Raw genomic sequence first — 16040 nt, forward strand, 5'->3', positions numbered from 1 at the left:
TTTCTGGAGCCGGCACAATCGGCTTCGCAATCGCCAGGATTTAATTTTTGAACACAGCGTTAATTGTCCCAGGCCTGCGCCGCATCCCGGCGATGGCAGTGGAATCCAGCCACGAACTCAGCGTGGGTAAACCGTGAGCGTTTCTCTAAGCCGTCTCGAGCGCCAGCTCGGTTACACCTTCAAGGATCAGGAGCTTATGCTGCTGGCCCTGACGCACCGAAGTTTTGCCGGGCGCAACAACGAACGCCTGGAATTCCTCGGCGATGCCATCCTCAATTTTGTCGCCGGCGAGGCACTGTTCGATCGCTTCCCGCTGGCACGCGAAGGCCAGTTATCGCGTTTGCGCGCACGCCTGGTAAAAGGTGAGACGCTGGCCGTACTGGCTCGCGGTTTCGACCTTGGCGATTACCTGCGACTGGGTTCCGGTGAGTTGAAAAGCGGCGGTTTCCGTCGCGAATCGATTCTGGCCGATGCCCTCGAAGCCTTGATCGGCGCGATCTACCTTGACGCCGGCATGGATATGGCGCGCGAGCGCGTGCTGGCCTGGCTGGCTGGCGAGTTCGAAGGCCTGACGCTGGTCGATACCAACAAGGATCCGAAGACCCGCCTGCAGGAACACCTGCAATCGCGCGGTTGTGAACTGCCACGCTACGAAGTGGTGGATATCCAGGGCGAGCCGCACTGCCGAACCTTCTTCGTCGAGTGCGAAGTTGTCTTACTGAATGAAAAAAGCCGAGGTCAGGGTGTAAGCCGTCGTATTGCCGAACAGGTAGCGGCCGCCGCAGCACTGATTGCCCTGGGCGTGGAGAATGGCAATGACTGATACAAACGCAACTCGCTGTGGCTATGTTGCCATCGTCGGCCGTCCCAACGTCGGTAAGTCGACGCTGCTGAACCACATCCTTGGCCAAAAGCTCGCCATTACCTCGCGCAAGCCGCAGACCACTCGCCACAACATGCTCGGTATCAAAACCGAAGGTGACGTGCAGGCGATCTACGTCGATACCCCTGGTATGCACAAGGGTGGCGAAAAGGCCCTGAACCGTTACATGAACAAAACCGCTTCGGCAGCGTTGAAAGACGTCGACGTGGTGATCTTCGTAGTCGATCGGACCAAGTGGACCGACGAAGACCAGATGGTTCTCGAGCGTGTGCAGTACGTTACCGGCCCATTGATCGTTGCGCTGAACAAGACCGACCGCATCGAAGACAAAGCCGAGCTGATGCCGCACTTGAGCTGGTTGCAGGAGCAGTTGCCGAACGCGCAGATCATCCCGGTCTCCGCGCAGCACGGGCACAACCTCGACGCGCTGGAAAAGGTTATCGCTGATCATCTGCCGGAGAACGATCACTTCTTCCCGGAAGACCAGATCACCGACCGCAGCAGCCGGTTCCTTGCCGCCGAACTGGTACGCGAGAAAATCATGCGCCAGATGGGCGCTGAGCTGCCGTACCAGATCACCGTCGAAATCGAAGAGTTCAAGCAGCAGGGCAAGACCCTGCACATTCATGCTTTGATCCTCGTTGAGCGCGACGGCCAGAAGAAGATCATCATTGGCGACAAGGGCGAGCGTATCAAACGCATCGGCACCGAAGCGCGCAAGGACATGGAGCTGCTGTTCGACTCCAAGATCATGCTCAACCTGTGGGTCAAGGTGAAGGGCGGCTGGTCCGATGACGAGCGTGCGCTGCGTTCGCTGGGTTACGGCGACCTGTAATCACCGATCCAGAGAACACCGATACCCACTGTGGGAGCGAGCCTGCTCGCGAAGAGGATGTAACATTCAGCCTTGATGTTGACTGTCACTCCGCTTTCGCGAGCAGGCTCGCTCCCACAGTGGTTTTGGGTTGTGTGTAAAACTGCGTTTCTTCATCGAGAACCCAATGTCGCAAAACCCGCCTCCGGCCCAACCCGCCTATGTCCTGCATTCTCGCGCCTACCGCGAAACCAGTGCGTTGGTGGACTTCCTCACGCCGCAAGGTCGGCTGCGGGCGGTGTTGCGCAGTGCGCGGGGCAAGGCCGGGACATTGGCGCGGCCGTTCGTGGCGCTGGAAGTCGAGTTTCGTGGCAAGGGCGAGCTTAAGAACGTCGGGCGCATGGAGAGCTCTGGCACCTCGGCGTGGCTCAACGGTGAAGCGCTGTTCAGCGGTCTCTATCTGAATGAATTGCTGATTCGCCTGCTGCCTGCCGAAGACCCGCACCCGGGTGTCTTCGATCACTACGCCGCGACCTTGCTGGCATTGGCTGAAGGTCGTCCGCTGGAGCCGTTGCTGCGCTCCTTTGAATGGCGGCTGCTGGACGATCTCGGTTACGGCTTTTCGTTGAATACCGATGTCCATGGCGAACCTGTTGCGCCGGATGGTCTTTATCGTCTGCAAGTGGATGCCGGTCTTGAGCGGGTCTTCCTGCTGCAACCCGGCCTGTTCAGCGGCGTCGAATTACTGGCCATGGCCGAAGCCGACTGGACCGCCCCCGGCGCGCTCTCCGCCGCCAAGCGCTTGATGCGTCAGGCACTGGCTGTTCACCTGGGCGGTCGCCCTCTCGTCAGTCGCGAGCTGTTTCGCAAGCCCTAAGGGTCTGTTTACGTCTGGACGCGGCGCAACGGGCGCTGGCTGCGCGCAGGGCCGCGTTGCTCGGAACTCATTTGGCGCAACCAAACTTCGTTCCTCGCGCCTTGCCCTGCACTCAGCCAGCATCCCGTTGCCGCCGCGCCCAGACGTAAACAGACCCTTCACCGTGTATGCTGTGCGCCGAATCTTTTTCTTCAGGAGCGCGCATCCGTGACCACCAGCAATCGCATTCTTCTTGGCGTGAACATCGACCACGTCGCCACCCTGCGTCAGGCTCGTGGCACGCGCTACCCGGATCCGGTCAAGGCGGCGCTGGACGCGGAAGAGGCGGGTGCCGATGGCATTACAGTGCACCTGCGTGAAGACCGTCGGCACATTCAGGAGCGCGATGTTCTGTTGCTCAAGGATGTGCTGCAAACCCGCATGAACTTCGAAATGGGCGTCACCGAAGAAATGATGGCGTTTGCCGAACGCATTCGTCCGGCGCACATCTGCCTCGTCCCGGAAACCCGTCAGGAGCTGACCACCGAAGGCGGTCTGGATGTGGCAGGACAGGAGGAGCGCATCAAGGCAGCGGTTGAACGTCTGTCGAAGATCGGCAGCGAAGTGTCGCTGTTCATCGATGCCGACGAGCGCCAGATTGCAGCGTCGAAGCGTGTCGGTGCGCCGGCCATCGAACTGCACACCGGCCGTTACGCCGATGCCGAAACCCCGACCGAAGTGGCTGAAGAGCTCAAGCGTGTCGCCGATGGCGTGGCGTTTGGTCTGGCCCAAGGCCTGATCGTTAATGCGGGTCACGGCTTGCACTACCACAACGTTGAAGCCGTAGCGGCCATCAAAGGCATCAACGAACTGAACATCGGCCATGCGCTGGTGGCGCATGCGTTGTTCGTCGGGTTCAAGTCTGCTGTGTCTGAAATGAAAGCGCTGATTCTGGCGGCTGCCAAGCAATAAGATCACCGCGTAACAACTGTGGGAGCGAGCCTGCTCGCGAAAGCGGTGTATCAGTCAAGCATGATGTCGACTGACACGACGCCTTCGCGAGCAGGCTCACTCCTACAATTGATTTGGGGTGTTGATTAGAGGGGGGCAGGTTCTTGTGCGGGTTTTGACTTATCGATGCCCGGCACATGCAGATTACCCTCGGCCACTTGATCGCCTTCAAGTTGCGGTTGGGTCACCCAGGTCAAAATGTCGTAGTAGCGACGAATGTTCGCCACAAAATGCACCGGCTCGCCGCCTCGGGCGTAGCCATAGCGCGTCTTGCTGTACCACTGCTTCTGCGACAGGCGCGGCAGGATTTTCTTCACGTCCAGCCATTTGTCCGGGTTCAGCCCTTCCTTGGCCGTTAGCTTACGCGCGTCATCCAGGTGGCCACTGCCGACGTTGTAGGCCGCGAGGGCGAACCACGTGCGGTCCGGCTCCTTGATCGAATCGTCGAGTTGGTCCTTCATATAAGCCAGGTACTTGGCGCCGCCCATGATGCTCTGCTTCGGATCGAGGCGGTTGGACACGCCCATTGCCTGTGCCGTGTTCTGGGTCAGCATCATCAGCCCGCGCACGCCGGTCTTCGAGGTAACCGTCGGCTGCCACAGCGATTCCTGATAACCAATGGCCGCCAGCAGACGCCAGTCGACTTTCTCTTTCTTCGCGTAGTTCTTGAAGTGCTGTTCGTATTTCGGCAGGCGCTGCTGCAAGTGCTGGGCGAAAGTCGTGGCACCCATATAGCCGAGAACATCGACGTGGCCGTAATAGCGATCCTTCAAGCGTTGCAGGGTGCCGTTCTTCTGCACTTTGTCCAGATACGCGTTGATTTCGTTGAGCAGGCTGTTGTCTTCGCCCGGGCCCACGGCCCAGCTCTGGCTGCGTGCATCGCCGAGGTCGAAGGCCACGCGAATATTGGTGAAATACACCTGATTCATCGCCACTTCGTTGGAATCGACCAGGGTCAGGTCGATCTGGCCTTCATCGACCATGCGCAGCAGGTCGACCACTTCAACCGCGTCGGACTCTTCGTATTCGATGCCGGGGAATTTCTTTTTCAGCTCCGCCAGTTGCTCGGCGTGGGTGCTGCCCTTGAGCACCATGATCTTCTTGCCGACCAGATCGCCAGGATCGGTCGGCCGTGACTGGCCGTTGCGATAGATGATCTGCGGGGTGACTTCAAGGTAGGAGTGCGAGAACCGCACCTGCTGCTTGCGCTGTTCGCTGCTGACCAGACCGGCGGCGGCCAGCACCGGGCCGTTCGGCTTGCCGATCTGATCGAACAAGTCATCGAGGTTGTCGGCGGTCTCGATCTTCAGCTCTACGCCCAAATCGTCGGCGAAGCGCTTCACCAGCTCGTATTCGAAGCCGGTTTCACCGCTGCGATCCTGAAAGTAGGTGGCGGGGCTGTTACGGGTAATCACCCGCAGCACACCATCCTCCTTTACGCGCTCGAGTGTGTTGGGTTTATCAACACAGCCACCGAGCATCAGGAAGAGTCCGGTTGCGATCAGCCATTTGGCGTACCGCGGACGCAAAGCCGTTGGGAAAAACATCTGCGCAGTATACGCAAACGGCTGCGGGCGCCATATCTCGACAGTGCAGGGCGAGTCTGCTAGCAATCACAAAACTGCACGAAACCCCGCAGGAACGGGGCTTGACGGCATTTTGTTACAGTAAAAATAAGCGGCATCTGAATAGCTGATTTACCTGACTCTGAAGTCGGAAACACAGATTGATACCCGAGTGCAACCGTGCGTAGCGTTTCGGGTGATGTTGAGGGCGGTTTAGGCTAGAATGCACGGCCTCAAAGCACACCCCTTCCCGAGGCTGTCCCGAAGATGTTGATCCTGCGCGGCGCTCCTGCCCTTTCTGCCTTTCGCCACAGCAAACTCCTTGAGCAACTGAGCCAGAAGGTTCCGGCTGTCAGTGGCTTGTATGCTGAATTCGCTCACTTCGCCGAAGTCACCGGCGTCCTGACCGGCGACGAACAGCAGGTGCTTGCGCGCCTTCTGAAGTACGGTCCAAGCGTTCCGGTACAAGAGCCGACCGGCCGTCTGTTTCTGGTGTTGCCGCGTTTCGGCACCATCTCGCCATGGTCGAGCAAGGCCAGCGATATCGCCCGCAACTGCGGCCTGAGCAAGATCCAGCGTCTGGAACGCGGTATCGCCTTCTACGTTGCCGGTCAGTTCAGCGAAGCCGAAGCGCAGCAGATTGCCGACGTGCTGCATGACCGCATGACCCAGATCGTGCTGGCCAACCTCGAGCAGGCCGCCGGTCTGTTCAGCCACGCCGAGCCGAAGCCGCTGACTGCAATCGACATCCTCGGTGGTGGTCGCGCTGCGCTGGAAAAAGCCAACACCGAGCTGGGCCTGGCTCTGGCTGAAGACGAGATCGATTACCTGGTCAATGCCTTCAACGGTCTCAAGCGCAACCCGCACGACATCGAACTGATGATGTTCGCCCAGGCCAACTCCGAGCACTGCCGCCACAAAATCTTCAACGCCAGTTGGGATATTGATGGTGAGAACCAGGAAAAAAGCCTGTTCGGCATGATCAAGAACACCTACGTGATGCACAGCGAAGGCGTTCTGTCGGCTTATAAGGACAACGCCTCGGTGATCGTCGGCAACGTTGCCGGCCGTTTCTTCCCGAATCCTGAAACCCGCCAGTACGGCGCGGTGCAGGAGCCGGTGCACATCCTGATGAAGGTTGAAACCCACAACCACCCGACCGCAATTGCCCCGTTCCCGGGTGCATCGACCGGTTCCGGTGGCGAGATCCGCGACGAAGGTGCAACCGGCCGTGGCGCCAAGCCAAAGGCTGGCCTGACCGGTTTCACCGTGTCGAACCTGCAGATTCCGGGCTTCGAACAGCCGTGGGAAGTGCCGTACGGCAAGCCTGAGCGCATTGTTACCGCGCTGGACATCATGATCGAAGGCCCGCTCGGCGGCGCTGCGTTCAACAACGAATTCGGTCGTCCGGCCCTGACCGGCTACTTCCGTACCTTCGAACAATCGATCACCACCCCGCACGGTGACGAAGTTCGCGGTTACCACAAGCCGATCATGTTGGCCGGCGGCATGGGCAACATCCGTGAAGAACACGTCAAGAAAGGCGAGATCGTCGTTGGCTCCAAGCTCATCGTCCTCGGCGGCCCGGCGATGTTGATCGGTCTGGGCGGCGGCGCTGCTTCCTCGATGGCCACCGGCACCAGCTCGGCGGATCTCGACTTCGCTTCCGTGCAGCGTGAAAACCCTGAAATGGAGCGTCGCTGCCAGGAAGTCATCGACCGTTGCTGGCAACTGGGCGACAAAAACCCGATCAGCTTCATCCACGACGTCGGCGCGGGCGGTCTGTCCAACGCCTTCCCGGAACTGGTCAACGACGGCGACCGCGGTGGCCGTTTCGAACTGCGCAACATTCCCAACGACGAGCCGGGCATGGCCCCGCACGAAATCTGGTCCAACGAATCCCAGGAACGTTACGTTCTGGCGGTAGGCCCTGAGGACTTCGAGCGCTTCCAGGCGATCTGTGAACGTGAGCGTTGCCCGTTTGCTGTAGTCGGCGAAGCCACTGCCGAGCCGCAACTGACCGTGACCGACAGCCACTTCGGTAACAACCCGGTGGACATGCCACTGGAAGTGTTGCTGGGCAAAGCCCCGCGCATGCACCGTTCGGTAGTTCGTGAAGCCGAATTGGGCGATGACTTCGATCCGTCGAACCTCGACATCACCGAGTCCATCGAGCGCGTTCTGCATCACCCGGCCGTGGCGAGCAAAAGCTTCCTGATCACCATCGGCGACCGCACCATCACCGGCCTCGTGGCCCGTGACCAAATGGTTGGTCCATGGCAGGTTCCGGTGGCCGACGTTGCTGTCACCGCCACCAGTTTTGACGTCTACACCGGTGAAGCGATGGCAATGGGCGAGCGGACTCCGCTGGCACTGCTGGACGCTCCGGCGTCGGGCCGCATGGCCATTGGCGAAACCCTGACCAACATCGCTGCTTCGCGCATCAACAAGCTCTCCGACATCAAACTGTCGGCGAACTGGATGTCGGCTGCCGGCCACCCGGGCGAAGACGCGCGTCTGTACGACACAGTGAAAGCGGTCGGTATGGAACTGTGCCCTGAGCTGGGCATCACCATTCCGGTGGGCAAGGACTCGATGTCCATGGCCACCCGCTGGAACGATAACGGCGAAGAAAAAACCGTGACCTCGCCGATGTCGCTGATCGTGACCGGTTTCGCGCCAGTGGCTGACATCCGTCAGACCCTGACTCCGGAACTGCGCATGGACAAGGGCACCACCGACCTGATCCTGATCGACCTCGGTCGCGGTCAGAACCGTATGGGTGCTTCGATCCTTGCTCAGGTTCACGGCAAGCTCGGCAAACATGCGCCGGATGTCGATGACGCCGAAGACCTGAAAGCCTTCTTCGCAGTGATCCAGGGCCTCAACGCCGACGGTCACCTGCTGGCTTACCACGACCGTTCCGACGGTGGTCTGCTGACCTCCGTGGTGGAAATGGCCTTCGCCGGCCACTGCGGTCTGAGCCTGAACCTGGACAGCGTTGCCGAGTCTTCGGCGGAAATCGCTGCGATCCTGTTCAACGAAGAGCTGGGTGCCGTGATCCAGGTTCGTCAGGACGCCACGCCAGATATCCTCGCGCAATTCAGCGCGGCCGGTCTGGGCGACTGCGTGTCGGTGATCGGTCAACCGATCAACAATGGCCAGATCAACATCACCTTCAACGGTGACACCGTGTTCGAAGGTCAGCGTCGTCTGCTGCAACGTCAGTGGGCCGAGACCAGCTACCAGATCCAGCGTCTGCGTGATAACGCCGACTGCGCTGAGCAAGAGTTCGACGTGCTGCTGGAAGAAGACAACCCGGGCCTGAGCGTCAAGCTCAGCTACGACGTCAACCAGGACATCGCCGCGCCTTACATCAAGAAAGGCATCCGCCCTCAGGTTGCCGTGCTGCGTGAGCAGGGCGTCAACGGTCAGGTGGAAATGGCCGCCGCGTTCGACCGCGCCGGTTTCAACGCGATCGACGTGCACATGAGCGATATTCTGGCCGGCCGTGTCGACCTGAACGAGTTCAAAGGTCTGGTGGCCTGCGGTGGTTTCTCCTACGGCGACGTTCTCGGCGCCGGTGAAGGCTGGGCCAAGTCGGCACTGTTCAACAGCCGCGCCCGCGATGCGTTCCAGGGCTTCTTCGAGCGTAACGACAGCTTCACCCTCGGCGTGTGCAACGGTTGCCAGATGATGTCCAACCTGCACGAGCTGATTCCGGGCAGCGAATTCTGGCCGCACTTCGTGCGCAACCGCTCCGAGCAGTTCGAAGCGCGTGTCGCGATGGTTCAGGTTCAGGAGTCGAACTCGATCTTCCTGCAAGGCATGGCCGGTTCGCGTATGCCGATCGCCATTGCTCACGGTGAAGGTCACGCCGAGTTCTCCAGCGAAGAAGCCCTGCTGGAAGCCGATCTGTCCGGTTGCGTGGCGATGCGTTTCGTCGACAACCATGGCAAGGTCACTGAGCGTTATCCGGCCAACCCGAACGGTTCGCCGCGCGGGATTACCGGTCTCACCAGCCGTGATGGCCGTGTGACGATCATGATGCCGCACCCGGAGCGTGTGTTCCGCGCGGTGCAGAACTCGTGGCGTTCGGAAGACTGGAACGAGGATGCACCTTGGATGCGTATGTTCCGTAACGCGCGCGTCTGGGTTAACTAAGGCCTGTGTACAAGCTCGCCTTTTTTGTTCCTGACAGTCATGTCGAGGTGGTCAAAGGGGCTGTGTTCGCTGCCGTTGGTGGGCGGATCGGTGACTATGACCACTGTGCTTGGCAGGTGCTCGGTCTGGGCCAGTTTCGACCGTTGGACGGCAGTCAGCCGTTCATTGGTGAGGCGGGGCAGGTTGAGCGGGTTGAGGAGTGGAAGGTTGAGCTTGTGGTGGCGGATGAGTTGATCGTTGCTGTGGTGGCGGCTCTCAAGTTGAGCCATCCCTACGAGACACCGGCGTATGAGGTGTGGCGGCTGGAAGATTTCTGACTTTTCTTGCTGCTGAAACGGGAAACCCGCAGATGAGTGATTGTCTGCGGGTTTTTTGTTGCCCCCCGATTTTCCAGGCAATGGGAATCCAATGTGGGAGCGAGCTTGCTCGCGAAGGCGTCGGATCAGGTAATGATGTTCTGGCTGACCGGGTACATATCCGTTGCTGCGGTAACGGCTTCTTAGGGTTCCGCCCTTACGGCGGGTCACTTTTTACAAACGCCTAAAAAGTAACCAAAAACGCTTGCCCCAACGTTCGGCCCACTCGCTAAAGCTCGGGGTTCCTTCGCTCCGGGATCCATCCGGGCGCATCGCCTACGGTTTGCTTCGCTGCACCTCCTCTCGATGCATTTGGCTGCGCCAAACGGTCGCTGCGCTCCCACCCCCGGATAAATCCCTCCACTCAGCCTGCCGACGGGGCCTGTGGATCAAGATCAAGAGCAGCAGCCGAGCTAACGCTCATCCTGTTGAGTGGTGAAGAGCCGAAGCGATACGAATATCTAACGGTGAACTCAATCCATGTGGGAGCTGGCTTGCCAGCGATGGCGGCCTGGAGGTGACGAAACTATTCGGCGGGCTTCTTTTTTTGGCTGGCCAGGTACTCTTCCAGGGTTAGTTCGCTGTTCCGGTCTTTGTTGTATTCATCCCATACCCAAGTTCTCATGGTTTTTTCAAAGCCTTTGGCACCGTTGGCGAACTCTTCGAAAGTCAGAATTCCGTCTGTATTTTCATCAAGATCTCTGAAGGTTTTTTTCAGATGCTCCAGTTGTTCTGCGTCCGTCATTTTCTTTGCCATGTCGCAGCCATCCTTTTTTAGTTGAGCTTCGGGTTATCGAGGCTACGACATGAAAACTGCCTGATTCAGTCAACGTAATAAGGTCGATCGAGGCGGTCAACTGTCAGACCTGACAGTTGACAGTGCCAGCAATGTGGGGGGCAGCCGAGCTGGCGCTCATCCTGTTTGAGCGGTGTGTGATCGACTTGGGTTTTGTGCTGGATTCGCTCCTCATCGGAACGCCGCCCGCCCAGCCCTCTCCCGAGGGAGAGGGAGTCGATTTGTGTGCTATTCAAGCCTGAGTTTGGTTCGGAGAGAGGGGGCCGATTTGTGGGGGGCGAAACTGAGTTCGACTAGGGGAGAGTGAGGGATTTATGGGCTTTTCAGGATATGAATTCGACTCGGTATTTCACGTCGGCGTACATCCACCAAACACCTCGGTCAATCCCCTCTCCCTCTGGGAGAGGGCTAGGGTGAGGGTTTGCTTTTGGCTGTTTAATGATGTGTCGAATAGCCAGAACCTTCCCACAAGGTTTTCAGGTTGTCCGTCGGACGTCGGGTCTCTAGTCTTTGGCTGTCACCGCAAATCGGTGATCGGGCGTGAGAACCCGGTAAGAGGTTTTAATCAAACGTCAGTAGCACCATAATCGCCGCCAGCTCATTTGCTGCTGGTGATGTTCTATGGCGGCTGTGTGCGGGCGGACTTCGGTTCGGCCGGGTTGATCTCTTACCGGTTTCTCACTCCGCACATAGCTGCCACCTCTTCGTCGCGTGAGAAACGACCAGTGATGGCTCAATCATTGATTAGAGATCATTGCAATGACTAAGCCCGTACCCGATCCACCCGAAACCAAAACCCCACTCGAAGAAGCCCTCCGCGCCGAAGACCAGGCCCGAAACCGCGAAGCCATCAAACGCGCCCTCGACTTCTATCTGTGCCCCGACCCCGCAAAGCCCTGCCGACCGAGCACCATGTTCATGGTCCGCCCAGAGGTCGACACCGAAAGCCTGCTCGCCCACGCCTGCGAATCGTTAGCCTCGGCAAGCACCGCCGCCAGCAACTTCGCCAATGAGCTAAACGGTTCTCAGCGCAGCACCGTATTAGGCATCCAGCAAATCGTCATGCTTGCCGAACTGGCGGTAAACCGAGCGCTGGATCGAGTCGACCCACAAACCTGACGTCCGCGTCATCGTTCATCGCCAGCAGGCTGGCTCCCACAGTGAAATGTATTCTCTTGTGGGAGCTAGCCTGCTAGCGATGAGGCCGATCCAGACACCAGACCTCTAAACCTTGGCACTGACCTCGCTGCGATTGACCAGCGCTTCAAGTGCTCCACTCAAACTCGCAGCTTTGTCACCCACCAACAAGTGCCAGACCCCACCCTCCAACTGGCTGACACCCTGACAACCCAGCTCCTTCAACTGCGCCTCGGACAGTGCCTTGCCATCCGCCAACAGCAAGCGAATCCGGCTCATGGCAATGCAATCCAGTTGCAGCACGTTGTCGCCACCGCCCAGTGCGGTCAGCCATTGCTGCGCTTCGGAGCCGGCAATCACAGCGGCTTTCGACTCATCAGCAACAACAGATGTCTCAACCAGAACGGCACGTCCCAGAGAAGGCATCGCCAGACGAATCTCATCGGCAATACTGTCCGCCATCGGCCCGACAACCACCTGCAAACTTCCACCCTTGCCCGGACGCACAACCGCCATCGCCCCCAGCGCTTTCAGATCCGCATCCGACGCCTTGTTGCGATCGACCATCTCCAGGCGCAACCGCGTGGTGCACGCGCCAACCGTCAGCAGATTTTCAGCGCCGCCCAACGCCTTGATGTAGGCACTGGCGCGCTCGTTCTCAGTCAGTACGGCTTTTTCACTGACAGCGACATCCTCACGCCCCGGCGTCTTCAGATTGAAGCGACGAATGCAGAAATCAAACACCGCGTAATACACCACGGCATACGCCAGCCCGACCGGAATCACCAACCAGCCATTGGTCGAGCGGCCCCAGCCCAGCACCATGTCGATAAAACCGCCGGAGAAGGTGAAGCCGAGGTGAATGTTCAACGCATTGGTGATCGCCATCGACAACCCGGTCAGCAGCGCATGCAGCAGATACAACAACGGCGCCAGAAACATGAAGGCGAATTCAATCGGCTCGGTCACCCCAGTCAAAAACGACGTCAAAGCCATCGACAGAAAAATCCCGCCCATCACCTTGCGCCGTTCCGGCAGGGCGTTGCGATACATCGCCAGGCACGCGGCGGGCAGGCCGAAGATCATCATCGGGAACATGCCGGTCATGAACTGGCCGCCCTTCGGATCACCGGCGAAGTAGCGCGACAGGTCACCCGTCACCAGAGCCCCGGTAGTTGGATCGGTGAAGTTGCCGAACACGAACCACGCCATGTTGTTGAGGATATGGTGCAGGCCGGTGACGATCAGCAGGCGGTTGAACACGCCAAACACGAACGCGCCGATACTGCCGCTTTCCATCATCAGCGCACCAAACGCGTTGATGCCGTGCTGGATCGGCGGCCAGATATAGCCGAACACCACACCCAAACCGACCGCCGCGAACCCTGTGACAATCGGCACAAACCGTCGACCACCGAAGAAAGCCAGATACTCCGGCAGCTTGATGTCCTTGAAGCGGTTGTACAGCGCGCCGGCCATCAGGCCGCTGACGATACCGGCGAGCATGCCCATGTTGATGCTCGCGTCGAGCACCTTGAGCGTGGAGATCATCACCAGATAACCGATCACCCCGGCCAGGCCGGCGGTGCCGTTGTTGTCCTTGGCGAAACCGACGGCGATGCCGATGGCGAAGATCATCGCCAGGTTGGCGAAGATCACTTGGCCGGCATCGTGAATGATCGCGATGTTCAGCAGGTCGGTGTCACCCAGGCGCAGCAGCAGGCCGGCAATCGGCAGGATCGCGATCGGCAGCATCAGCGCGCGGCCGAGGCGTTGCAGGCCTTCGATGAAGAGTTGGTACATGGCGTTTGTCCTTTTTGTTTTTGTTAGCGCAGAGGCCAATGTTGATGACAGGCGTGACGCACGGCGGTGGCGCTGCTCAGCTTGAGCAGGTCACGACTGAGGCGCTGGCATTCGGCTTCGTGCAGTTGACGCACGCGGTCCTTGATTTCACCGATCTGCACCGGGCTGACCGACAGTTCGCTCACGCCGAGGCCGATCAAAACGGGTGTGGCCAGCGGGTCGGAGGCGAGGGCGCCGCAGACGCCGACCCAACGCTTGTGCACCGCCGCGCCTTCGCAGGTCATGGCGATCAGGCGCAGCAGCGCCGGGTGCAGGGCGTCGACGCGGGCGGCCAGGCCTGCGTGATCGCGATCCATGGCTAAGGTGTATTGCGACAAGTCGTTGGTACCGATCGAAAGGAAGTCGGCGTGTTCGGCGAGTTGTTCGGCTTGCAGCGCGGCGGCTGGGACTTCGATCATCACGCCGATTTCCGGGCGTTGCGTGATGCCCATCTCCAGGCACAGCGCATCGACGCGTTGGCGGATGTGCAGCAACTCATCCACTTCGGTGACCATCGGCAATAGGATCCGGCAGCGGCGCAGCGGGCTGACTTGCAGCAGCGCGCGCAGTTGCTGGTCGAGGATTTCCGGGCGCGCCTGAGCCAGACGAATGCCGCGCAGGCCGAGCACCGGGTTGGCCTCGACGGGCAGCGGCAGGTAATCGAGTTGCTTGTCGCCGCCAACGTCGATGGTGCGGATGATCACTGAGTGATCGCCCATCGCATCCAGTACGCCTTGATAGGCCGCACGCTGTTCTTCGACATCCGGCGCGGTCTGACGATCGACGAACAAAAACTCAGTGCGCAACAGACCAACGCCATCAGCGCCGTTGGCGAAGGCATCTGCCGCTTCACCGCTGGAGGCAACGTTGGCGACGACTTCGATGGTCACGCCGTTGCGGGTTTCTGCAGGCAGGTGAGCCTTGGCTTGCTGTGCGTCGCGGCGCTGCTGACGGTCGAGTTGCGCCTGCTGAACTTCAGCCAGGCGTTCGGCATCTGGCGTCAGTTCGAGGCGTCCACTGTCGGCATCGAGCACCACCGCTTGGCCTTGTCGCTGATCAAGCAAGGCAGAACCCAACGCCACCATGCACGGCAGACCTTTGCCGCGAGCGAGAATTGCCACATGCGACGTCGCGCCACCCTCGGCCATGCATAACCCGGCAACGCCATGCGCGCTGAGTTGCAGCAGATCCGAAGGCGTCAGTTCATGAGCGGCAACAATGGCGCCGGCCGGCACATCGTAATGCCAGGCTTCGCCGAGCAATGCCCGCAACACCCGTTGCTTGAGGTCACGCAGATCGTTGGCGCGTTCGGCCAGCAGCGCGCTGCCGGTTTGCTGCAGCATTTCGCACTGCACGTCGATCGACTGGCTCCAGGCGTGAGTTGCCGCACAACCTTGTTCGATGGATCGCTGTGCAGCGTCGAGCAGCGCCGGGTCTTCGAGCAGTGCCAGATGCGCGGCGAAGATCGCTTCTTCGTCGGCATTCCTGTGTTTTTTCGCTTGCATGAGGGTGGCGTCGATTTCGTTGCGGACCTGAGTCAGCGCTGTGTCGAGCACCTGCTGTTGCTGCAGCGGATCATGATTGCCCGCATCCGCTGGCAAACTGATCGCGTTCAAACGAAACAGCGGCCCGCCAACCAGTCCCGGCGCAGCACATACACCGTGCAACACGCCAGCCTCGGCCGGGCGCTTAAGAGCGGCAACATTGACCGGCGCCACCGCGTGATGATCGTCCGGCAGCGCCGTGGCCAACGCGCTGAGCAACGCTTGCAGCGCGGCTTCAGCGTCCGGCCCCTGACAACTGACCTGCACCTCATCCTGCTCGCCAACGGCCAGGCCCATCAAACCGATCAGGCTGTTGCACGGCGCCGATTTGCCGGCGAAGTGCAGTTGCGACTGGCTCTTGAACCCTTGCGCAGTCTGCCGAATCAGCGCAGCCGGGCGGGCATGCAAACCACCGCGATGGGCCACCAGAACATGGCCATGAACCTCAGGCCCGCCGATGACTGCTGCGCTCGCCGCCAGACCGTTGCGCGCAATAATGTGCAGCAACGGCTCGCCGACTTTCACTGCTTTGAGCGTAATCGGCCGCACCTGAAAATCCTGGCTGTTGGTCAGGATCAACAGGCTCACCAGGCTTTTGCATTGCTGGCCGACCTTGTCCAGGTCATAGCGCAACAACGGCTGGCCCTTGCTGACGCGGGTGCCATCCTTGACCAGCATCGAGAAGCCTTCGCCGTTCAACTCAACGGTATCGAGGCCCAGATGCAGAAGGATCTCCGCGCCGTTGTCGGCACGCACGGTGAGCGCGTGGCCGGTGCGGGCGACGTGAATGATCATTCCGGCGCACGGCGAATACAGCGTGTCGTTGATCGGGTCGATAGCAATGCCGTCGCCCATGGCGCCGCTGGCGAACACCGCGTCCGGGACTTTGGCGAGCGTGAGCACCGGGCCGCTGAGCGGGGCGCTAAGGGTCAGCTCTTTATTGTTGTTGTGCATGGCTCGGTCTCATCGGTTATATCTCGGTTCGATGTCCCCTGTAGGAGCTGCCGAAGGCTGCGATCTTTTGATCTTGTCTTTCTGTGAATCAAAATCAAAAGATCGCAGCCTTCGGCAG

General features: G+C 59.8%; 11 protein-coding genes. 7 read left to right on the top strand and 4 right to left on the bottom strand.

Translation table 11 applies throughout. The annotated features are described in order from the left end of the window. Positions 1-133 precede the first annotated feature (133 nt). From rnc to pdxJ, 4 genes are all read left to right on the top strand, one after another. Positions 134-823, top strand: coding sequence for a ribonuclease III (rnc, locus tag ACOYXH_RS01635; RefSeq protein WP_093436904.1), 690 nt, complete (start codon positions 134-136; stop codon positions 821-823). Next, entirely contained in the window at positions 816-1718 is a 903-nt protein-coding gene (era, locus tag ACOYXH_RS01640; RefSeq protein WP_460410211.1) for a GTPase Era, read from the top strand. The genes rnc and era overlap by 8 nt, the downstream gene beginning before the upstream one ends. A 166-nt stretch (positions 1719-1884) precedes the next feature. After that, positions 1885-2574 carry a DNA repair protein RecO gene (gene recO / locus ACOYXH_RS01645; protein WP_460410212.1) on the top strand — a complete coding sequence of 230 codons (690 nt, stop codon included), beginning with the start codon at positions 1885-1887 and terminating at the stop codon, positions 2572-2574. A 207-nt stretch (positions 2575-2781) separates the two neighbouring features. Next, on the top strand, positions 2782-3525 hold the full coding sequence (gene pdxJ / locus ACOYXH_RS01650) for a pyridoxine 5'-phosphate synthase (protein WP_095125436.1): 744 nt from the start codon (positions 2782-2784) through the stop codon (positions 3523-3525). 125 nt (positions 3526-3650) lie between these two features. Here pdxJ and mltF read toward each other — a convergent pair whose 3' ends face one another. Further along, complete coding sequence (mltF, locus tag ACOYXH_RS01655; RefSeq protein WP_093436891.1) at positions 3651-5111, bottom strand: membrane-bound lytic murein transglycosylase MltF; 1461 nt, start codon at positions 5109-5111, stop codon at positions 3651-3653. A 285-nt stretch (positions 5112-5396) separates the two neighbouring features. Here mltF and purL point away from each other — a divergent pair, with 285 nt between their 5' ends. Continuing rightward, positions 5397-9293, top strand: coding sequence for a phosphoribosylformylglycinamidine synthase (gene purL, locus ACOYXH_RS01660; RefSeq protein ID WP_095050949.1), 3897 nt, complete (start codon positions 5397-5399; stop codon positions 9291-9293). A 5-nt stretch (positions 9294-9298) separates the two neighbouring features. Then, entirely contained in the window at positions 9299-9610 is a 312-nt protein-coding gene (locus ACOYXH_RS01665) for an NGG1p interacting factor NIF3 (protein ID WP_460410213.1), read from the top strand. Positions 9611-10175: 565 nt separating this feature from the next. Here the strand turns inward: ACOYXH_RS01665 and ACOYXH_RS01670 are convergent. After that, entirely contained in the window at positions 10176-10406 is a 231-nt protein-coding gene (locus ACOYXH_RS01670; protein WP_258709294.1) for an EF-hand domain-containing protein, read from the bottom strand. A gap of 798 nt (positions 10407-11204) precedes the next feature. Here ACOYXH_RS01670 and ACOYXH_RS01675 point away from each other — a divergent pair. Then, positions 11205-11564, top strand: a complete 360-nt coding sequence (locus ACOYXH_RS01675; protein ID WP_258709295.1) for a DUF6124 family protein — start codon at positions 11205-11207, stop codon at positions 11562-11564. A gap of 105 nt (positions 11565-11669) precedes the next feature. Here ACOYXH_RS01675 and nagE read toward each other — a convergent pair whose 3' ends face one another. Together nagE and ptsP are read right to left on the bottom strand one after the other, a co-directional pair. Continuing rightward, on the bottom strand, positions 11670-13385 hold the full coding sequence (gene nagE, locus ACOYXH_RS01680; RefSeq protein WP_258709296.1) for an N-acetylglucosamine-specific PTS transporter subunit IIBC: 1716 nt from the start codon (positions 13383-13385) through the stop codon (positions 11670-11672). Between the two features lie 23 nt (positions 13386-13408). After that, positions 13409-15922, bottom strand: coding sequence for a phosphoenolpyruvate--protein phosphotransferase (gene ptsP, locus ACOYXH_RS01685; RefSeq protein ID WP_095126659.1), 2514 nt, complete (start codon positions 15920-15922; stop codon positions 13409-13411). Between the last annotated feature and the right edge of the window lie 118 nt (positions 15923-16040).

Source organism: Pseudomonas sp. Mb7 (assembly GCF_054790525.1).